Here is an 18855-nt window from a genome sequence, read left to right on the forward strand (position 1 = left end):
GAGATGAGCGCAACAGTCTCGTTGGCACGCTGGCAATCGGCATCACCCTTCTGGGTGTCCCTGCTGTTGATCCCACTGATCTGGTTCACTGCTTTCGCGGGCGGATGGTGGGTTCTGCTGATCCCGATCTCGACCTGGTGGGTCTTTGCCGTGCTGGACCGGATCACCGGGCTCAACGTGGAAAATGCGGACCCCGAGACGCCGGACGATGCTCTACAACGGTACATCCTGCTGACCAAGCTTTGGGCACCCCTTCAGTTCCTTACCCTGTTTGGCCTGATCTGGTACGCGAGCCACGGCAGTCAGCTTTCGACGCCTGAGAAAATCGGCCTGTTCTTTGGTATGGGTGTTATCTCGGGTACGGTCGGTATCAACTACAGCCACGAGCTGATGCATCAGAAAAGCCGTTGGGAACGCTGGCTTGGCGATATCCTTCTTGCCATGGTGCTGTATTCTCATTTCCGGTCCGAGCATCTGCTGGTCCATCACCGTCATGTGGGAACGCCACGCGATCCGGTGACGGCGCGATACAACGAAGGGTTTCACCGCTTTTACCCTAGGGTGTTGCGGCAAAGTCTGGTCTCGGCCTTCAACGCCGAACGCGGAAAACTGGCCCGCAAGGACCGCCCCTGGACCGACCGCTCCAACCCGTTCTGGCGGTACTGGGCGTTGCAAGGGGGGATGCTGGCACTGGCGGCGCTGATCGGAGGATGGTCCGGTCTGGCCCTGTTTCTGTTGCAGGCCGGGGTCGCGATCTGGCAGCTGGAACTGGTCAACTACGTGGAACATTACGGCCTGACCCGGAAACATCTGGGGGACGGGCGGTATGAGCACGTCCTACCCAGACATTCCTGGAATGCCTCGCAGAAAGCTTCAAACTGGTTGTTGATCAATCTGCAACGCCATTCGGATCACCACTACAAACCAAACCGCCGGTTCCCGCTGCTTCAACACCACACGCCCGAAACGGCACCGCAACTGCCCTATGGCTATCCCGTCATGACTGTGGCTGCGATGATCCCACCGCTGTGGCGGCGGGTCATGAACCCACGGGTCCGGGAATGGCGGCGCCAGTACTACCCCGAGATCACCGATTGGCACGCCTATAACAAGGCCCTGAACCCGGTACCTGATGCGTAACCAATGCGCCGCCCGGCCCATCAGGTTCGGCGCTTTGGGTGCTGTTACGGTAGGACATACCGTCTTCAGCCTTTCATCACCCAGATATCCATCGGTGTATCTACACCGCGCACGGATTGATCGGTAAGCTCTGTAAAGCCAGTCATGGCGACAGACGCAGACTGGTTCTCCTCTGCAATCCGCGCGCGCACGGCATCGCTGACCACGATACGCGCCTGCAAATCACGCGTCAGCGCCTCGAGCTTGGCCGCGACATTGACCGCATTCCCGATGACAGCAAATTCAAGCCGGTTCGCGCCAATGTCGCCCAGCACGACCGAGCCATAGTGCACCCCGATCCCGACGCGGATTTCAGGCTCTCCCGCCCGGCGACGGTCCAGATTCCATCGGTCGATCACGCTGACCATCGCGCGCGCACATCCCAGCGCGTTGCTTGCGTCCAACGGTGTGGGCACCGGGGTGCCAAAGGTCGCCATCAGCCCATCCCCCAGATACTTGTCCAGGGTCCCGTGGTGGCGAAAAACCTCGGTTTCCATGCGGGCGTGAAAGCCCCGCAGCACTTCGATCACGTCATAAGGGTCTCGCCCGGCCGCATATTTCGTGAACCCGACGATGTCGATGAACAGAACGGCCACATTCTCTTTTCGGACCTGTTTCAGCGGCTCGTCATTCTGGCTCAGCTCCTCCACCACGTTGGGCGAGAAATAGCGTGACAGGTTGGCCCGTTCCCGTTCCAGCCCTGCATTGCTCATCAATAGCCGGTTCAGCCGCTGCATCGAAAGGCCCAAAGTCACGGCCACCATCATGAAAACGATCACCTGCTGGATGCGCTGAGGCGCCATGAAACTGTTCGGATCCAGAAGCTCGGCAACATCCGGGTAGCCTTGCAAAGCAGTCGCAACTTTTTCGCTGATCCCGGGAATGGGCGTTGCGACCCACCAGGCAACGATCCACCCGATCGTCCACATCATCGCCGTCCAGGTCCCGATGGCGATCACGGTCCGCCAAGAATAGGCCAATGTGCCTGCCGCCAGAATGATGAAGAAGTACTGAAAGTTGTCGAACCGGTATTGCATGGCCAATGGCCTGACATCATCGCTGAAGGGATTTGGTACGATCATCCCAAGCGTCATGATCAGCAGGTCGACGAAAATCAAAAACAACTCGCCCCGCGATTGCCCGACACGACCTGCACGGCGGATCAACCACCCGTTGCCGCAGATCAGCAGCAGAATGAAGTGATACCAAAGCACCTCCCATTGCGGGTTCAGAAAAACCAGCAGCACCGCAGTCAGCGCCATCGCCACCCATCGCGCACGCACAGCCAGTTCCAGACCCTCGCGTTTGTGCCGTTCCAACGCGGCCTCGGTATATTTGTTGTCCAGATCAAACGCATCGGGCTGGGTGAAAAACAGGCTTCGGCGGGGCTGTGCGGTCGTCTCGGTCATGGCCGTGGTCTTTCTTGCGGAGGCTAGGCAGCCTTATGCAATCACTGTTGAAGGCAAAACAAAAGACCCCGCCGGTTGATCGGCGGGGCAAGGCATAGTGCCATGTGTCAGGCCACAGGCACCGGCGGTGTTCGTGAATTCAGTTGTGCATCTCTGCGCGGATCTGTTGCCGCAAGATGTCAATCGGTACGGTCTTGCCGTCCCGCTTGAAGCACCAGTATGTCCAGCCGTTGCAGGACGGGGCGTTTTCCAGATGCGCGCCGACCTGATGGATTGACCCTTTGACATTGTCACCCACCAGCGTTCCATCCGCACGCACCTTTGCCTTGTGGCGCTGGTTCATGGAATAAAGCTCTTCACCCGGGCGCAACATCCCGCGTTCGACCAGCTGGCCGAATGGCACGCGTGGCTCGGCACGTTTGCTGGCACTGACTTCCAGAGCTTCGCGATCAAACTTGCGGACCTTGGCGATGCGTTTTTCAGCCACCTTGCGATAGCTTTCCTCTCGCTCGATACCAATGAACTCGCGCCCCAGCATCTTGGCGACGGCCCCGGTGGTGCCGGTGCCAAAGAACGGGTCCAGCACCACATCGCCGGGGTTGGTCGAGCCAACCAGCACGCGGTGCAACAGCGATTCCGGTTTTTGCGTCGGATGCGCCTTGTCGCCGTTTTCATCCTTGAGCCGCTCATGCCCGGTGCAGATCGGCAGCACCCAGTCGCTGCGCATTTGCACACCCTCGTTCAGGGCTTTCAGCGCCTCATAGTTGAAGGTGTATTTCGCGCCTTCGCGCTTGGACGCCCAGATCATCGTCTCATGCGCATTGGTGAACCGTTTGCCGCGGAAATTCGGCATCGGGTTCGACTTACGCCAAACAACGTCGTTCAGGATCCAGTATCCGGCATCCTGCAGCGCTGACCCCACGCGGAAAATGTTGTGATAAGACCCGATCACCCAGATCGCGCCATTGGGTTTCAGCAGACGATGCGCCGCCTTCAGCCATTCGCGCGTAAACTGGTCATACGCCCCGAAGCTTGCGAACTGATCCCAGTGATCATCCACCGCATCGACCTGCGAATTATCCGGACGATGCAACTGACCTTTCAATTGCAGGTTATACGGCGGGTCCGCAAAAATCAGATCCACTGACGCCTCGGGCAGACTGTTCATCACATCGATGCAGTCCCCGGATAGAATCGTGTTTAAAGGGAGCGCTCTTGCGCCCTTTTTGGTGGTTGTTGTCATATCACTGCCTCAAGTGTCCACGGCGCTTTTGCGCTCATTTGGTTGAGACAAGGATGAGTCAAAGTCGATTCGCCGTCAAATTCTTTTTTGAATCAGCAGCTTACGATTTACTCTTGATACAAGATGTTGTGCACCGGTTTGAATGAACGCCTATGGTGTGGGGTCACGCCAAGATTTCGCAGCGCTTCCTTGTGTTGTTTTGACGGATAGCCTGCGTTGGTTTCCCACCCATAACCCGGGTGCTGTTGCGCTAAATCCACCATCACCTGATCGCGCCAGTTTTTCGCCAGGATCGAAGCAGCCGCGATCGACACCGATCGTGCATCGCCCTTCACAACGGCCTGTGACGGAAATCTCAGACCCTGCGGAATCAGGTTGCCATCGATCAACAGGAAATCAGGTGCCGGGGTCAACGCCTCCACCGCGCGCATCATCGCCAAGTGCGACGCCCTCAGGATATTGACCTCATCAATTTCGGCGACAGAGGCTTCGGCCACCGCGAACTCAGCAGCGCCCCGAATCTCAGCGTCCAGCACGGCCCGGCGTTTTGCGGTCAACTTTTTTGAGTCATTCAACCCGTCAGGAAAGTGCTTCGGGTTCAGAATCACGGCGGCAGCCACAACCGGCCCGGCCAATGGGCCGCGCCCGACCTCATCCACACCGGCGATACGGATGTGGCCCATGTCCAGTAGCGCCTGCTCAAGTTCGAAGTTTGGCATTGTCATGCCCTTGGCAAACCGCGTTTCGCGCAGCACCGCAAGAAGAAAAGAGAGGGCGGCCCACACCACCCTCTCTCTCACGGCACTTCTTTGGCACCGTTCCTGCTCAACCCGAGCTACTGATAAACGACGCGGTATCCCTTTTGGCGCAGGCATGCAGGTTCATAGGCCCGCCTGACCTTTTTGCCATTCCAGAAACCGACCTTGCACTCTTGCGGCAGGCTATTGGCATGTTTGTAATGTTTCTCGAGGCATTTCGGCCCAAGCAGCGGATGGTCCTGCGAATACCCATCATAGGTGCGCAGGCAGCGCTGGGGCAGGTCGTAACGCGCCACATGCGGCGGCAACGGACGCACCGGCTGCGTCACATGTGGTGTATGGGTATAGGTCTGTTGACGCGTCGCCCGATCCTTTTTCTTTTCCTTGTTATAGTAATGAACGCCGGCACCAATAATAGCGATGGCCGCCAGCCCCCCAAGAATGTCCTTTGCGTCGGCCGCCTTCGCCTGAGAAGCCGACACACCGGTAATCGCAACCGCGGTCGCAATGATCAAAGCGATGAATTTCTTATGCATGATACCTGTCCTTTCGGATGTTCGTGCGACCGTATGACGGACCGCGCGCTGATTGCCCTGAAAGTGGGGGCACCTGCCCCAGACAAGCAATAACGGCCCGGTGTTATCGGATATCAGGGGCAGCAAACCCCTTGGGTTATTGAATATCGCGGCAACTCATGCGCAGGATGCGGCCTATGAAACAGATCCTCTCTTCTCTGACCTTTGCGGCCCTGTTATCGCTTGGTTCTGCTGCGACAGCGGCAGATTGTTATGCGGACTACAAAGCCAAGAAGGACAACCCGCTGCGTTTGCATTACGGCGTCATGCAGGTCACAAGTTGCGACAAGGGGCAGGCCCGGGCAGAAATCGCCCAGCGCCTGAACGCGTCGGGTTGGACCTTGCTTGAAGTGCAGTCCGTTTTCGGGCCGGAAGGGTTGGATCAGAGGAAAGGCAATGCCGGGCAATTCTATCTCCGTTTCTGATGCACGCCGGTCGGGTGTCCGTCTGGTTGTGCTGGGCATCGCGGCCATTGTCGTCATTCTGATCACCGCTGCCGTTTTCCTGTTCTGGACCTTGCCGGACGCAAATGCGTTCAACGCACGTGTCGAGCGGCTGTTTGTCGAGGCCGATCTGACGTCACAGACCGAGATTCGCCTGCTTGAAATTCTGGCCCAGTCTGGCACCGCCTTTGCTGACACCCTGTCCAGTTACCGGATGGTAATCTATGTGCTGCTGGTTTTTGCCAGTGCGATGATGATCTCGGCACTGGTCTTTCTGGTGATGCTGGTCTTGTTGAACCGGCGCATGGCACAGATCGAACGCACCGGCATTCAGGTAACGTCGCTGCTGATCAGTCGCGAAGAAAACACTGTCTACCTTAACAATATGGATTTCAAACTGACGCCCGCCGCGATGGAAACCTTGTCGATTCTGGCGGAATCCCGGTTGGATGACGAGGTATTGTCCGGTGCCCAGATCGAGGCCATGATTTCCGGTCGCGATGCCGCCGATTGTGACGAAGCCGCGGGCGCAACACGGATCAAGCGGTTGCGCGACGCGCTTGGCAACCAGATGGTCAGCGAACTGCTGGTCAAGAATATTGCCAAGAAGGGGTATATGCTGTCGATCGAGAAGGACGTCATTCAAATGGTCTGACGTTTTGGCGCGTCGCTCGCGCCCGGTAAATTCCCGTTGCAGCCTCTTGGAATGTCAGGTGGAAAGCCCCATTCTAAACAAACCCCAGGCAGAGGAGGTCGCTTATGAACGTCCACGCCGCGCCACAGATGAATGGATATGGAATCTCAGTTGAGCCGCTGGAAGGCAGGATTGCCATTTACCGGAACGACATTCTTCTGGCTGAAAGCACAAACGCAAAGGTGATGTATGAAACGCGTTTGCCGCCAACGATTTACGTTCCCCGCGCAGATGTATGTGTGGATCTGAGCGAAGAAACAGACCTGCAAACATTCTGCCCGTTCAAAGGCACCGCCACTTACCACGACATCCAACTGGCCTCGGGGCCCCTGACCAATTCCGTCTGGGCTTATGAACAAGCCCTGCCGGAAAGCGCGGACATCCGGGGCTGTATCGGGTTTGTGTCCGGCGCCTACACCCGGATTGACCTGGGCAACAATCGCCTGCGCGAGCCTGACGACGGCAATATCAGCGGACCACTGATCGACTGGCTGATGCGCGGTGCTTCCGCCGCGACCACGCCCGAAAGCTTTACCCAGGCATTGGCCGAGAAGATGCTGGAGCACGGCATCGCCATCCAGCGGCTGAGCATTCTGGCATGGTCCTTGCACCCCCTGATCGCGGGCAAACACTATATCTGGGAAAAGGATCAGGACGAGATTCTGACCCGCGCCCCGACCTACGAAATCTATGATCACCCGGCTTTCATCAACAGCCCGTTGCGCCATGTCTCGAACGGGTTGGGCGGCGTACGGCAAAGACTGAACGACGATAACCCGCATTACAGCTTCCCAATCATGGAGGAGTTGCGGGCAAAGGGTGCCACCGACTATGTCGCGATGCCGTTGCCCTTCTCTGACGGTCGGACCAACGTTCTGACCCTGACCTGTGACCATCCCAACGGGTTCACCACCGAGAATCTGGGCCTTGTATTCGAATGCTCTTCGGTAATCGCACGCTTTTACGAAGTGTTCATGCAACGCGAGAATGCACAGGTTTTGCTGGAAACATATGTTGGAAAACGCTCTGGCGCACGCGTGTTGGGGGGTGAGATCCGGCGCGGTGACGGGGATGAAATCGACGCTGCAATCATGTTCTGTGACCTCCGCAACTCGACAAGCCTCGAAGAGAAACTGGGGCGGGGCACATATATCAGTGTTTTGAACGAGTTCTTTGAAACCGTCTCGGGTATCGTTCACGAAAACGAAGGCGAAGTTCTGAAATTCATTGGTGACGCTGTTCTGGCGGTATTCCCGGCAGCCGATGAAAACGCAAGCGCGGCCCGTGCCAACGCCCAGCGCTCGGCAATCAAAATCGTCGAAACGTTGGGAGAGTTGCGCAAAGCAGGTACCGGCATACATTGCGACTGTTCTATTGGCGTGGCTTATGGGCGCGTCACCTATGGCAATGTGGGCTCTCGTGAACGACTTGATTTTACGGTTATTGGACAAGCGGCCAACATAGCAGCGCGGTTGGGCGAATATGGGAAAACCGAAGGCCATCGCATAGTCGTGTCCGAAGATATTGAGCCTGCTTGTTCCAACGCCTTACCATTGGGCGCGGTCAACCTGCACAACGTGACTCGACCCGTTATATGCTACGCATTGCAAACCACAGCCGACGAGATTTTGAACGGTTAACTTTTGGTTTGTGCAGGTCAAACGAGGGATGTCGGGTACTAGATTGCGACCCGGGCTTTTGCCCGCGTCTTCTGATTACACAGCCCCAAGCAAGATCAAAGCGGTCTGCGCTGGCGAAATCGTACTCTGAAGACCCGCGATTTGACTTCTGGTCAGATAGGTGTCGGTCAGTTTCTCAACCGCCTTCTGGTCGGAAAACTGTGCCAGATCATCCGATCCAGTCAGACGGAATAGCCGGCTTTTGAACTCGACCAATTGCTTGTCGATATCCAGTTGGGCGAATGATGGCGGTAGCCCAAGCGCCGTTTCCATCATTTTGCGCAACGGTGGCAATCCCATAAGATCGAACCATTTCGTATCTCTACTGCTTCCGCTTTTCGCCAGATCAGACAGCTCGCGCTGGGCATAAAGCGAAATGCGCATCGTCTCATCTGACTGTCCGACCGCGATCTCAAACCGCGCTGACAGGCTGGCCTGAGCTATCTCTTCCATATTTGTGACCAGCACCGTTTTTCGAACAGCTCCCGGACCAAACCCGAAAGCATCCGAAAATTCCCGGTACCGTTTATCCGCCAAACGATTGGACAAAGCGTCATCCGCCTGTGTTCCGTCCTCCAGGATTTTCCGGATAAAGAACCGGTTATCCACATCCCCTTCCAACCCAAAGGCACCCAAAGCGACCTGCAACAATCTGCGGTCAGAAACCAGCTGTTCGGCGGTCTTCACTTCCCCAATGTTGTCCAGGAAATACTTCGTCTCCCTCTCATTCACTGCCGAAGACGAGAAACTTTGAAACTGACCTTGATAAGTACGTTGCAGAAACCGCCAGCCGACGATTCCGCCAATCGGAATGACAGGTTGAAAGCTCATTGCTGATAGGCCATCAACCGTTCTTCGCGCGGAAGAAGCGAGCGAAGTGACTTGAGGCATTTATAGTATTGCTCGGCCACCAGCGCGTCTGTCGCCTCGGACAATACACGACGGCTGTCTGTATCCGTAAAAACCTGGCTTAGCTCTTCTACGCTGCGCAACAGGTGTTGACGCGCCCGAGCCGGATCCATGTCTCCGGACAGAACAAGTTGCGCGGCATAGCAGACACGGCGCACCGGAGTATTTACTTCATCCGGATGTATCGCATCGCGCAACCGCAGGACATTGGCCTGCGGCGTCATGATCGAAAACCGGCCGCGGCGGTCGCCGTTTTCAATCACAACACCATTGATCAGCACCCTTTCCTTCGGGGCGAGTTTCAAAACCAGCCCGCTCATCAGGTTGCCCTCATCTGGCGCAATCCGCGCAAAATCGCCGTGTTTATTTCAAGCAATGGTTCGATGGACGCGCCGTCCGCCAAAATGCGGCTGCTGTGCAGTTCCGTAAACTCGGCAAGGTAGAAAATCCTGGCGCGAATATCGTTCGGCAAAGCGTTTGCCGAATCCGCGACACCTGTCGCCAACACCCCCCATAACCGGCGGTTCTCGTGCACGGCCTGAACAAACGCCGAGAAATCCGTTGCCTTGCGCGCCGTGGCCGCCTTGAGACGCCGTGTAATTCTGGAAATTGCCTCATATTCAGTGTCACGGGGCGTTCGCGTCGGCGCGGCGGCTTGCGCATAGGTGTATTGAGCGAGGGTTTGCGGGGTCACTTGAAATCCTTCCAAAAAGCCGTCGTCAGATAGTCACGACCGGGGCGCGAAAACCGCGCCCCGGACCGCGTTGCGTATTAGCGGAACAGCGACAGGATCGACTGCGGCGCCTGGTTGGCGATCGAAAGCGACTGTGTTGCCAGCTGCTGCTGCACCTGAAGGGCCTGCAAACGCGCCGAGGTTTCTTCCATGTCAGCGTCGACCAGCGCACCGATACCGGATTTGAACGAGTCAGAGAGATTCGAAATGAACTCTTTCTGGGTCTCGATACGACCCTGCGCCGAGCCAAAGGCGGCCGAGGCATCAATCGAAGTATCGATAAGCGATTCGACAGCCGCCAACGCAGCGGTTGCCCCCGCACCTGTCGACACATCAATACCTGCCAGCGCGCCCAAACCACCGGCACCCGCATTCACGAACTGAGCCGAGAACGAGATGTCAGATCCTGTGCCGTTTGTAACCGACAACGTACCCGCAGTGCCGGAGTCGTAATCGACAGTCAGACCGGTAATTCCCAGCTCTTCGATCTTCGATTTCAATCCGACAGCAACAAGGTCACCGGTCGTTGTCGCGGCAGCATCTTCCGCAGAAACGGTATAGGACACAACCTGATCGTTAATGGCGACGACAACCTTGTCTCCGGCCGCGAAAGCACCGCTGGATTCATCGGTCACCAACGCCGTCGCGGCCGTTGCACCATTGTCAATGGTTGCCCCCACGCGGTCATTGCCGGTCGATGCGCCGGTAGAGCCGTCGAAAACCTGTTTGGTGACATATCCACCGGTCGACAGGTTCTGCCCCGAGACCGAGATTGACGACGCAGTCACCGCCCCGGTGTTGTCCCGATCCAGCGATGCGAGGATCGATGCAGAGCCGGTCGAGCCGTCAACAAGGTTCAGACCGTTGAACTGGGCCGCGCTGACAACCGATGCGATCTGATCCTTCAGTGCGGTCACATCGTCATTGATCTTACCGCGATCAACGTTGTCTTCCTGCGCCGCGACAATCTTGCTTTTCATCTGGGTCAAGAGGTCGGTGACAGTTTCAGACGCATTTCGCGCAACTGCAACAGTCGATTCGCCCAGCGCGAGGCTGTCTTTGATCGCGTTAAAGCCCTTGACGTCGGACTCCATCACTTTCGAGATCGCCCAAACCGCCGAGTTGTCCTTGGCTGTCGCGACGTCCTTACCGGTCGAAATCGCGTTCTGGGTCATCGCCAGGTTCTTGTTGACCGACTTGAGAGTTTGCAGCGCAACCATCGCGCCATTGTTTGTCAGAATGCTGGACATAGCTTTTATCCTTTTGCCTTCGGGCGATTTTCGCCCATGTTCACCCCACAATATCTGCGGGCATTGGTGTCTTTCTGACTTGTGCGACGCGCCGCGTGGCTGTTCGCGCCACCTGATGTTTCCAGGTGCAGCATCACTTTTGAGCCCGATCCCCTAACGGAGTGCTAAAACGCCCGAACCAGGTGTTTCAGATTTGAATCAAACCCAAGCCTATGCGCGTTTTTCCAGCTTTGCCGTATTTCGAACGGAAAACTCACTTCGTTGCCCATCCGCGCCGTACGTGCTGAATTCCTGCCGAACCCGTCGCAGTTCAGCCATGCGGCTGGCGACGGCCCGAATCCCGTCGGCGGCACTGTTCAGCAATGCCTGATTGCGTTCGACTTTCTGCTGCACTCGAACCAATGCATCGCTGTCAATCACCTGAAGGTCGTTGATCGCGCCGATCAGTTTTTCTTTTTCCGGCACCATATGCGTCAGGCGATCCAGATCGCCCTGGACAAGCGCCGCACGCTCCAGATCCAGAACTTCTTCCAGAGATTTGATCAGTGCCATGTCGACTTCAGATGTCATCGGTTTTCTCCATCAGTGATTTCAGCAGAATTTCTGACAAACCCACCCCGCCAGCCCGGGCCAGTTCGCGTGCCTGATGCTGAACAAGAAACGAAGAAAACTGATCTTCACCGGCTCCTCCTCCAAAAGACTGGCGCGTTTTGCCCAATCCGGCCGACTTCATCATTTCGCTGAGGAATGCGGCCTCCAACTCGATGGCCGCGTCTTTCAGTCGTGTCTGGGCCAATGGCGTTTGAGCCACCTGGGGAATTGCTGAGACGTGCATGGTTTTCTCCGAAAATGCTTCGAACTTTCTCGATCAAAGGTGAAAGCGGTTAAAATAAACGTAACTTCCTGCGGGCAGAGTTCTGATCAATCACACGGAGCCAGAGCAAAATGCCCAACCCACTAACGCTGGCAGCCGCAGCGCCAACAGCAACTGCGAAACCCAGTTCGCCCGCCAAAGATCCGGGTCGTACTGCCGGGTCGGACAGTTTCGAGGACATCCTTGAACAGGGAAACCAAACACATCCTCTCCCCGGCACCACGGCTTTGGCCACTTCTATCGAAACCACCGACGAAACTGCCGAGATTGAGGTTGAGGCCGTTCTGTCAAACACGGCTGAGGCATCTGTCGAGGCGATTTCACCTCGGGCACCAGAGTTGGCAAACAACCTTTCGTCGCAGACCGAGATGGCCGGGACATCCGAAACGCCTGGGGCAGATACAGTGCATCCCGCGCCGTTTGTTCCTGCCGCAGCGGATATCCCCGCAACGGGTACGACAGAACCGGAACAAACCGTTGCGTCAACGGGTTTGCCCCGTCAGACCGACATTCAACCCTTTGTGCCTGGGCAACCAATCGAAGAGCAGGTTCACACCGCTTCGACCCAGGTCACGCCAGCCCAAAAACCCTCAGAGGCTTTGCCTGTGCTGAGCCAGCCAACCCGATCAAAGGACCAGACAGCCGGGTTGAAAGCCGAACCCCTCCTTGAAGGCGCAAAGACGGTGCCCGAGACAGCGGAAGTCGCTGCCACGCCCAATCCGACAAGTCCAAACCGCGCGACACCCGTTGCACAGCTTCAACTGATCCTCAACTCAATCGAAGCGGAACAGGCGGCACCGGTTCAAGAGGTTGACTCTGTGCCCATCGCCTTAGACGAACCCGTTCAGCAAGCCCCCCGCGAGGTGGCACAACACTCGGCGATGCCCTCTCCGTTCGCCCGTGCTGAAATTGCCCGTGCCATAGCCGGGCAATTGGCGGCAACGATTCAGACCCGACCAGGAACCGGCATTATGGAAATCTCGCTAAGCCCCGAAGAATTGGGGCGCGTATCCATTGTGCTGAACGGTCGGGATGACGGGCTACAGATGACAATCGCCACCGAACGCCCGGACACGATGGAACTTTTGCGCCGCCACCTGTCCGTTCTTACGGAGGAATTTCAGAAACTGGGCTATGGAAACCTGAACATCAATCTGGAGACTCCGTCGGATTCAGGTGCACGGGATCAGTGGGCAGATGAATTCGACGCTCAGGCCGCACCGGAATCCGAACCGGTTCAGAACGTACACCTCGCGCAAGCCACGCCGCTTCCACAAACTCCTGCTCCGGTCAGGGGCATCGATATGAGATATTGAAAATGATCACACCCATCACCGCCACACAGGCTGCCACCTCTCAGCATACTGCCGGTCCGTCCCGGAGTTCTGCGATCACTTCGGATTTCGAAACGTTTCTGCTGATGCTGACCGCGCAGGCCCAAAATCAGGACCCGCTGGAGCCGATGGATTCAACCGAATACGCATCGCAACTTGCGCAGTTTTCGATGGTTGAACAACAGGTTCAAACCAATGACCTGCTTTCCGCCCTGACCAGCACGCTTGGCAGTGTCAATCTGAACGACCTTGCAAGCTGGGTCGGAATGGACGTCCGATCTGCCTCGGGTTTCCATTTCAACGGCCAGCCAGTGACCCTGTTCTCGAACGCGGATTCTGACGCGGACGCAACCAGACTGGTGATCCGTGATCATGAAGGCGCAGTCGTCGACACGGTTTCTGTTCCCACAACAGCGACGGAGTTTGCTTGGGCAGGTGTGAGTTCCTCAGGCGATCCGATGGCCGCTGGCAACTACACCGCGACGCTGGAAAGCTACAAAAATGACCGGCTGATTTCCGAGAAACCGGTCGCTGCCTATAACCGCGTTGTCGAAGCGCAGGTGGGAGAGGATGCTGTTCTGCTGACCCTGCAAGGTGGTCAAGTGATTTCCGCAGATCTGGTCACTGCGGTCCGAACGGGCGCTTGATCTGTCAGGCAGTACGGGCCAAAGGTTGGCAACTCGACTCGCCAGAAGAAGTGAAAAGACCTCTGCCCGACCTGCCTGCCCCCCCTCATGATCTGGTTGAACACCTCAGCACTATGGGGTTGGTCAACATGTACGCGCAGTTCGAAATCCTGTATGGTGGTCGGACCAACAGGGTGTGGAAAGTGCTGGGGGACAACGGCGACAAAGTACTGAAGCTCTACAGCCCGACCTTACGCAACCCCCTGTTTCGAAATGATGCAAAGCTGGAAGCCCTCTGCCTCAAGGCGCTTGGTCCGACCGGATTTGTACCAAGGCTTCGCGCCGCAGGACAGCACAGGAACGCGCATTGGGTGTTTTACGACCACGCACCCGGAACACCTTGGCGGAATGGGTCGGACAAGGTTGGTGAACTGCTGCGCAGGTTGCACTCGCTGCCCAACACCATTCCAGCGCCCGCCGGGTGTAACGGCAGCGCGGACCTGATGGCCCATGGGCACAGAATTCTGCAAGGGTGCAGGTCAGAAACCCGAAACGAACTGGCAAAACTGCAACCTTCGATATCCGTCCCCCCCACGACCAAGACTTGCCTGATCCATGGCGATCCGGTCGCTGGAAATATTCTGGTCGCGTCCCGCGGCCTGACCTTGATCGACTGGCAATGCCCGGCCTTTGGCGACCCGTGCGAAGACCTTGCGCTGTTTCTGTCCCCGGCAATGCAAAGGTTGTACCGGGGCTCACCATTGTCGGACGCGGAAGAAGTTCAGTTTCTGTCCGCCTATCGCAGACCCGAGATTGTTGCCCGTTATCAACGGCTCAAGCCATGGTATGCTTGGCGCATGGCCGCTTATTGCCTGTGGCGCGCAGAAAACGGTGCACCCGACTATTCCGAAGGGTTGAAACTGGAAATCGAAATCCTGAAACCGATTGAGTTTACCTGAGGTCGGAAAGCGCAAAGAGGGCGTATGCCGGTGGCATCAATGCGCGACGCCAGCGGCCCATCGGAAACCGTTCAGGAGTTTGCCTCATCGGGGCTGGCAAGTGGGCCTCTTTGCCCAATGCCAGCCGCGCCAATGCGCGCCCGCTGTAAGTCCCCATAGCGACGCCGTTGCCATGATACGCAAATCCGGCAAACATGCCTGGCTGCTTGGGCACGGCACCGACATAAGGCATCAGGCTTCGCGAAAGGCACACCATCCCCGACCAGATATGAGTCGCCTCAACCGCTGCCCAGGCCGGGAACATGCGTTTGAAATCCTGTTGAACCTTTGCCCGGATCGCGGCCTCGGACCGGGGCGACGACAACAAGCCGCCTCTCATTCCGAACAAAAAGCGCCCATCCGGCATCAGGCGAAAATAGTGCAGAAGATTGCGCGTGTCGTAACATATCTGGTCCGAGTTCCAGCCCTGCGCCAATAGTTCTGCCTGGCTAAGTGGGCGTGTTACCATAACCGTCGATTGCGCAGGCAAATAGCGTCCGGACATCCAATCGGGGATGTCTTCGCTGGAATACCCGTTGGTACAAATCAGCACGACCTGTGCGTTAACCTGCCCCGCGCTTGTTTGCAGCCTGAAGCCGGACGTCGTTTTTTCAATGTTCAGAACGGGGCTGTTCTGGAAGAAATTCGCTCCCGAAGCTGCCGCAGCGCTTGCCAGCCCGAACAGGTATTTCCGGGGATTGAGCCCGAAGCCAACCGGCAGAGTATACCCACCGAAAAATGCCCCACCCATACCGAGCGCTGGTAATTCAGCGGCTTGGTGCAGAATGCCGGTCTCGTCCGCGTATCGGCGCAGGACATCCATCGCATGCCGCGAATGGGCCAGTTGAGTCTCACCGTTGGAATGCGTATCGGCGTCAATCCGATGCCGCGCCAGCAGATCGGCAACAAGCTGGACCGCATCCTGTTCAGCCGTCTCATAGGCTTGCGCCGCTTCGCGGCCATAGCGGCGCACCATAGACTTTTGCCCAAGCTTCGATCCGCCAAGACAGCAGAAACCGCCATTGCGACCTGATGCGCCCCACCCCGGCGGGCCTGCCTCGAACACAGCTACCGAGGTCGCGTTTTCGGCCAGATGCAAAGCCGCTGAGACCCCTGTAAAGCCGCCACCGACGATGGCAACATCAACGTTCAGATCGCCCTGAAGCTCTGGCCAGTTCGGGTTTGCAATGGTTTCGTCCCACCAGCAACCACCACGAGGACCTGCGCCATAGGTGTATTCGGGAAATATCCGTTTCATTCGGTGCGCGCAGCGGCCTGCTCGTCCTGCCGTTGGCGCATCATCGCGCGTTTGGTCACAAGTGAGGCCGTGATCACCCCAACCGTCACGACCGCGATCATAATCGTCGACAGCGCGTTTATCTCGGGGCTGACGCCCAGCCGCACGGCCGAAAAGATCTTGATCGGCAGGGTCGTCGCCGACGGGCCCGATGTGAACGACGCGATAACCAGATCATCCAGCGACAATGTGAAAGCCAGCAGCCAGCCCGAGATTACCGCAGGCGCGATGATCGGCAGGGTGACCAGACCAAAGGCCTGCGCGGGTGAACAACCCAGATCCAAAGCGGCTTCTTCCAGCGATTTGTCGAATGTCACAAGCCGTGACGAGACGACAACCGAGACAAAACACATCGAAAATGTTGTGTGAGCCAGAACGATTGTCAGGATACCCCGGTCCAGCCCGATCCCGATAAACAGCAACAACAGCGACAGGCCGGTGATCACCTCGGGCATCACAAGTGGCGCGTAGATCATGCCGGAAAACAGTGTCCGGCCAAAGAACCGCTTGCCCCGAACCAGCACATAAGCGGCCGCAGTCCCCAGAATCGTTGCCAGTGTCGAAGAAAACACCGCAACCCGGACCGTGACCCACGCGGCATCCAGAAATGCCTCGTTCTGAACCAGTTCGCCATACCATTTGGTCGAAAACCCGGCCCAGACCGTGACCAGCTTGCTTTCGTTAAAGCTGAAGATGATCAGGATGATCATCGGAATATAGAGGAACGCAAAACCCAGCGTCAGCGAAACTGTATTGAACCAGCTTAATCTGTTCATCCGTCAGCCTCCGCCTGTTTCTGCTGGTTGCGCTGGAACAGCACAATGGGAACGACCAGAATAAGCAACAGCACGATCGCGACAGCACTTGCCACGGGCCAGTCTCGGTTCGAGAAAAACTCTTCCCACAGAACCTTGCCGATCATCAACGTGCCGGACCCACCCAGTAGTGACGGGATCACAAACTCACCGATCACGGGGATCATCACCAGAAAACAACCTGCGATGATGCCCGGTCTGGACAGTGGAATGGTGACCAGCCAGAAGGCTTGTGCCCTCGAGCAACCCAAATCCTCGGCCGCCTCGATCAACGAACCATCCATGCGTTCCAATGACGAATAGATCGGCAGGATCATGAACGGAAGATAAGTGTAGACAATACCGATATAGACGGCAGTCGAGGTGTTCAGGATCGTCAAAGGCGTCGAAATGATGCCCGTCCACAGAAGCAGTTGGTTAAGGTACCCTTCATTCGACAGAATGCCCATCCACGCATAGACCCGGATCAGGAATGACGTCCAGAAAGGCAGGATCACCAGCATCATCAGTGTTGGCCGCCATTCCTCGGGCGCACGGGCCATGCCATAGGCGATGGGGTAGCCAACCAGCAAAGTCAGGAAGGTTGAGATCAAAGCGATCTTGACGCTGGACAGATACGCTTTCCAGTACAGGTCGTCCTCGGTCAGCCAGATGAAGTTTTCAAGATCAAGCTGGCTGAAGAACTCTTTGATCCCCGACCAACCAGCTGAAAAATCCAGTGTCGGTGTATAGGGCGGGATCGCAAGCGCGGTGTCCGACAGCGAAATCTTCAGAACGATGAAGAATGGCACCATGAACAGCGCCAACAGCCAGACATAAGGTATGGCGATCAGAACAGCGCGGCGCATCAGTCGGCCAGCAGAACCGCAGCCGTGGCCGTCCAGGACAGCCAGACCGGGTCTTCCCAGGTGAATGAACGGCGCGAGATGCGGCGGGTGTTGGCCGTCTGTGCCTTGATGATTGTGCCGTTTGCCAACTCAACGTGGTAAGTGGACAGATTGCCCAGATACGCGATGTCATGAACCTTGCCTTGCACCGCATTCACTGCATCTGCCGGACGCTCGGCCGAGATTGTCACTTTTTCCGGGCGGATCGCCAGATGGCAAAACTGACTTTTTTCAAAGTTCTTCGCTGATGCGGCGGTCAGCGGCGCTTGCCCTTCGGCCCAGTCTACCTGATAGGTATCCTCTCCGACAGATGTCGCGCGCCCTTCGATGATGTTCACGTCCCCGATGAAATCAGCGACATAGACCGAGGCGGGGTTCTCATAAATCCGGTCCGGAGTGGCAACCTGCATAAGCTGACCCTGATCCATCACCGCCACACGGCTGGCGACTGTCATGGCCTCTTCCTGATCGTGCGTAACGATCACGAATGTGGTGCCGGTTTTTTCCTGAATATCCATCAGTTCGAATTGGGTATCCTGGCGCAACTTCTTGTCCAGCGCGCCCAGCGGTTCATCCAGCAGCAAAAGCTTGGGCGCTTTGGCAAGTGAGCGCGCCAGCGCCACACGCTGCCTCTGCCCACCCGATATCTGATGCGGTTTGCGGCGGGCGAACTGTTCAAGCCGGGTCAGGCGCAGCATCTCTTCGACCCGGTCTTCCAGATCGTGTTTGGGCATTCTGTCCCGGCGCAAGCCAAAGGCGATGTTTTCCCAGACGCTAAGATGAGGAAAAAGGGCATAGGACTGGAACATCATGTTCACGGCCCGCTTGTTGGGCGGGATCGGGTCGATATCCTTCCCCCCAAGCAGGATTTGGCCTTCGGTCGGTGTTTCGAACCCGGCCAGCATCCGCATCATCGTCGTTTTGCCACATCCAGACGGACCAAGCAGGGCAAAGAACTCTCGCTCGAAGATATCCAGAGACAGGTTGTCGATGGCAGTAAATTCACCAAAACGCTTGGTCACGTTTCGGAACTGGATCAAGGGTTTCGCCTGCGGGTCATCCCATGGCGCAAAGACGTCAGAATTCACTACGGCCCTCGTTCGAATAGCTGGAAAGAGAGGCAAGGCGGCGGCGCCGCCCTGCCGGTGCAAT

21 protein-coding genes are annotated in these 18855 nt (G+C 57.1%); 7 read left to right on the plus strand and 14 right to left on the minus strand.

Going from position 1 to position 18855, the window contains the following annotated elements; genetic code table 11:
• Positions 1 to 3 precede the first annotated feature (3 nt).
• Entirely contained in the window at positions 4 to 1140 is a 1137-nt protein-coding gene (locus ACR0AD_RS17090; protein WP_480484127.1) for an alkane 1-monooxygenase, read from the plus strand.
• A 65-nt stretch (positions 1141 to 1205) separates the two neighbouring features.
• Here the strand turns inward: ACR0AD_RS17090 and ACR0AD_RS17095 are convergent, their stop codons facing one another.
• From ACR0AD_RS17095 to ACR0AD_RS17110, 4 genes are all read right to left on the minus strand, one after another.
• Entirely contained in the window at positions 1206 to 2588 is a 1383-nt protein-coding gene (locus tag ACR0AD_RS17095) for an adenylate/guanylate cyclase domain-containing protein (RefSeq protein ID WP_480488576.1), read from the minus strand.
• A 139-nt stretch (positions 2589 to 2727) separates the two neighbouring features.
• Positions 2728 to 3831: a DNA methyltransferase gene (locus ACR0AD_RS17100; protein ID WP_480484129.1), complete on the minus strand. Its 1104-nt coding sequence runs from the start codon at positions 3829 to 3831 to the stop codon at positions 2728 to 2730.
• 107 nt (positions 3832 to 3938) lie between these two features.
• Positions 3939 to 4556, minus strand: coding sequence for a ribonuclease HII (locus ACR0AD_RS17105; RefSeq protein ID WP_480488658.1), 618 nt, complete (start codon positions 4554 to 4556; stop codon positions 3939 to 3941).
• 110 nt (positions 4557 to 4666) lie between these two features.
• A complete protein-coding gene (locus ACR0AD_RS17110) occupies positions 4667 to 5125 on the minus strand; it encodes a hypothetical protein (protein WP_480488575.1) in 459 nt (152 codons plus the stop codon).
• Between the two features lie 176 nt (positions 5126 to 5301).
• Here ACR0AD_RS17110 and ACR0AD_RS17115 point away from each other — a divergent pair, with 176 nt between their 5' ends.
• The 3 genes from ACR0AD_RS17115 (at position 5302) to ACR0AD_RS17125 (ending at position 7941) form a co-directional block, all read left to right on the plus strand.
• Positions 5302 to 5589 (plus strand): hypothetical protein, encoded by a 288-nt coding sequence (locus tag ACR0AD_RS17115; RefSeq protein ID WP_480484131.1) that lies wholly within the window; start codon positions 5302 to 5304, stop codon positions 5587 to 5589.
• Entirely contained in the window at positions 5561 to 6262 is a 702-nt protein-coding gene (locus ACR0AD_RS17120; protein WP_480488573.1) for a winged helix-turn-helix domain-containing protein, read from the plus strand. Before ACR0AD_RS17115 ends, ACR0AD_RS17120 begins: the two co-directional genes overlap by 29 nt.
• A gap of 104 nt (positions 6263 to 6366) precedes the next feature.
• Entirely contained in the window at positions 6367 to 7941 is a 1575-nt protein-coding gene (locus ACR0AD_RS17125; RefSeq protein WP_480488571.1) for a DUF427 domain-containing protein, read from the plus strand.
• 75 nt (positions 7942 to 8016) lie between these two features.
• Here ACR0AD_RS17125 and ACR0AD_RS17130 read toward each other — a convergent pair whose 3' ends face one another.
• The 6 genes from ACR0AD_RS17130 to ACR0AD_RS17155 form a co-directional block, all read right to left on the minus strand.
• Positions 8017 to 8811 (minus strand): DUF1217 domain-containing protein, encoded by a 795-nt coding sequence (locus ACR0AD_RS17130; protein WP_480488569.1) that lies wholly within the window; start codon positions 8809 to 8811, stop codon positions 8017 to 8019.
• Positions 8808 to 9209, minus strand: coding sequence for a flagellar biosynthesis repressor FlbT (flbT, locus tag ACR0AD_RS17135; RefSeq protein WP_267366588.1), 402 nt, complete (start codon positions 9207 to 9209; stop codon positions 8808 to 8810). Before flbT ends, ACR0AD_RS17130 begins: the two co-directional genes overlap by 4 nt.
• Positions 9209 to 9583 carry a flagellar biosynthesis regulator FlaF gene (flaF, locus tag ACR0AD_RS17140; protein ID WP_267366590.1) on the minus strand — a complete coding sequence of 125 codons (375 nt, stop codon included), beginning with the start codon at positions 9581 to 9583 and terminating at the stop codon, positions 9209 to 9211. Before flaF ends, flbT begins: the two co-directional genes overlap by 1 nt.
• A 77-nt stretch (positions 9584 to 9660) precedes the next feature.
• A complete protein-coding gene (locus ACR0AD_RS17145) occupies positions 9661 to 10872 on the minus strand; it encodes a flagellin N-terminal helical domain-containing protein (RefSeq protein WP_209505009.1) in 1212 nt (403 codons plus the stop codon).
• Between the two features lie 210 nt (positions 10873 to 11082).
• Complete coding sequence (locus ACR0AD_RS17150; protein ID WP_480484135.1) at positions 11083 to 11442, minus strand: flagellar biosynthesis protein FlgN; 360 nt, start codon at positions 11440 to 11442, stop codon at positions 11083 to 11085.
• On the minus strand, positions 11432 to 11707 hold the full coding sequence (locus tag ACR0AD_RS17155; protein WP_267366596.1) for a rod-binding protein: 276 nt from the start codon (positions 11705 to 11707) through the stop codon (positions 11432 to 11434). The genes ACR0AD_RS17150 and ACR0AD_RS17155 overlap by 11 nt, the downstream gene beginning before the upstream one ends.
• 110 nt (positions 11708 to 11817) lie before the next feature.
• Between ACR0AD_RS17155 and ACR0AD_RS17160 the strand changes: the two genes are divergently transcribed.
• From ACR0AD_RS17160 to ACR0AD_RS17170, 3 genes are read left to right on the plus strand one after another with little or no spacing between them, the layout of a single operon-like run.
• The gene (locus tag ACR0AD_RS17160) at positions 11818 to 13062 is read left to right on the plus strand and encodes a flagellar hook-length control protein FliK (RefSeq protein WP_480488567.1); all 1245 of its coding nucleotides are present in this window, start codon (positions 11818 to 11820) and stop codon (positions 13060 to 13062) included.
• 2 nt (positions 13063 to 13064) lie between these two features.
• Positions 13065 to 13727, plus strand: a complete 663-nt coding sequence (locus tag ACR0AD_RS17165) for a flagellar hook capping FlgD N-terminal domain-containing protein (protein ID WP_480484138.1) — start codon at positions 13065 to 13067, stop codon at positions 13725 to 13727.
• Positions 13728 to 13777: 50 nt separating this feature from the next.
• On the plus strand, positions 13778 to 14665 hold the full coding sequence (locus tag ACR0AD_RS17170; protein ID WP_480484139.1) for a phosphotransferase: 888 nt from the start codon (positions 13778 to 13780) through the stop codon (positions 14663 to 14665).
• Here the strand turns inward: ACR0AD_RS17170 and ACR0AD_RS17175 are convergent.
• The 4 genes from ACR0AD_RS17175 to ACR0AD_RS17190 are packed head-to-tail and all read right to left on the minus strand — an operon-like array spanning position 14658 to position 18791.
• Complete coding sequence (locus ACR0AD_RS17175) at positions 14658 to 15962, minus strand: NAD(P)/FAD-dependent oxidoreductase (RefSeq protein WP_480484140.1); 1305 nt, start codon at positions 15960 to 15962, stop codon at positions 14658 to 14660. The two genes, ACR0AD_RS17170 and ACR0AD_RS17175, sit on opposite strands and share 8 nt — an antisense overlap.
• Positions 15959 to 16777 carry an ABC transporter permease gene (locus ACR0AD_RS17180; protein ID WP_480474178.1) on the minus strand — a complete coding sequence of 273 codons (819 nt, stop codon included), beginning with the start codon at positions 16775 to 16777 and terminating at the stop codon, positions 15959 to 15961. Before ACR0AD_RS17180 ends, ACR0AD_RS17175 begins: the two co-directional genes overlap by 4 nt.
• Positions 16774 to 17664 (minus strand): ABC transporter permease subunit, encoded by an 891-nt coding sequence (locus tag ACR0AD_RS17185; protein ID WP_480484141.1) that lies wholly within the window; start codon positions 17662 to 17664, stop codon positions 16774 to 16776. The genes ACR0AD_RS17180 and ACR0AD_RS17185 overlap by 4 nt, the downstream gene beginning before the upstream one ends.
• Positions 17664 to 18791, minus strand: coding sequence for an ABC transporter ATP-binding protein (locus tag ACR0AD_RS17190; protein ID WP_480484142.1), 1128 nt, complete (start codon positions 18789 to 18791; stop codon positions 17664 to 17666). Before ACR0AD_RS17190 ends, ACR0AD_RS17185 begins: the two co-directional genes overlap by 1 nt.
• Between the last annotated feature and the right edge of the window lie 64 nt (positions 18792 to 18855).

It is taken from the genome of Ruegeria sp. BH8, assembly GCF_056538065.1.

Bases quoted from the DNA above. Each gene is read 5' to 3' on its own strand.
- ACR0AD_RS17090 (WP_480484127.1), top strand. From the start codon at position 4: ATGAGCGCAACAGTCTCGTTGGCACGCTGGCAATCGGCATCACCCTTC.
- ACR0AD_RS17095 (WP_480488576.1), bottom strand. From the start codon at position 2,588: ATGACCGAGACGACCGCACAGCCCCGCCGAAGCCTGTTTTTCACCCAG.
- ACR0AD_RS17100 (WP_480484129.1), bottom strand. From the start codon at position 3,831: ATGACAACAACCACCAAAAAGGGCGCAAGAGCGCTCCCTTTAAACACG.
- ACR0AD_RS17105 (WP_480488658.1), bottom strand. From the start codon at position 4,556: ATGACAATGCCAAACTTCGAACTTGAGCAGGCGCTACTGGACATGGGC.
- ACR0AD_RS17110 (WP_480488575.1), bottom strand. From the start codon at position 5,125: ATGCATAAGAAATTCATCGCTTTGATCATTGCGACCGCGGTTGCGATT.
- ACR0AD_RS17115 (WP_480484131.1), top strand. From the start codon at position 5,302: ATGAAACAGATCCTCTCTTCTCTGACCTTTGCGGCCCTGTTATCGCTT.
- ACR0AD_RS17120 (WP_480488573.1), top strand. From the start codon at position 5,561: ATGCCGGGCAATTCTATCTCCGTTTCTGATGCACGCCGGTCGGGTGTC.
- ACR0AD_RS17125 (WP_480488571.1), top strand. From the start codon at position 6,367: ATGAACGTCCACGCCGCGCCACAGATGAATGGATATGGAATCTCAGTT.
- ACR0AD_RS17130 (WP_480488569.1), bottom strand. From the start codon at position 8,811: ATGAGCTTTCAACCTGTCATTCCGATTGGCGGAATCGTCGGCTGGCGG.
- flbT (WP_267366588.1), bottom strand. From the start codon at position 9,209: ATGAGCGGGCTGGTTTTGAAACTCGCCCCGAAGGAAAGGGTGCTGATC.
- ACR0AD_RS17145 (WP_209505009.1), bottom strand. From the start codon at position 10,872: ATGTCCAGCATTCTGACAAACAATGGCGCGATGGTTGCGCTGCAAACT.
- ACR0AD_RS17150 (WP_480484135.1), bottom strand. From the start codon at position 11,442: ATGACATCTGAAGTCGACATGGCACTGATCAAATCTCTGGAAGAAGTT.
- ACR0AD_RS17155 (WP_267366596.1), bottom strand. From the start codon at position 11,707: ATGCACGTCTCAGCAATTCCCCAGGTGGCTCAAACGCCATTGGCCCAG.
- ACR0AD_RS17160 (WP_480488567.1), top strand. From the start codon at position 11,818: ATGCCCAACCCACTAACGCTGGCAGCCGCAGCGCCAACAGCAACTGCG.
- ACR0AD_RS17165 (WP_480484138.1), top strand. From the start codon at position 13,065: ATGATCACACCCATCACCGCCACACAGGCTGCCACCTCTCAGCATACT.
- ACR0AD_RS17175 (WP_480484140.1), bottom strand. From the start codon at position 15,962: ATGAAACGGATATTTCCCGAATACACCTATGGCGCAGGTCCTCGTGGT.
- ACR0AD_RS17180 (WP_480474178.1), bottom strand. From the start codon at position 16,777: ATGAACAGATTAAGCTGGTTCAATACAGTTTCGCTGACGCTGGGTTTT.
- ACR0AD_RS17185 (WP_480484141.1), bottom strand. From the start codon at position 17,664: ATGCGCCGCGCTGTTCTGATCGCCATACCTTATGTCTGGCTGTTGGCG.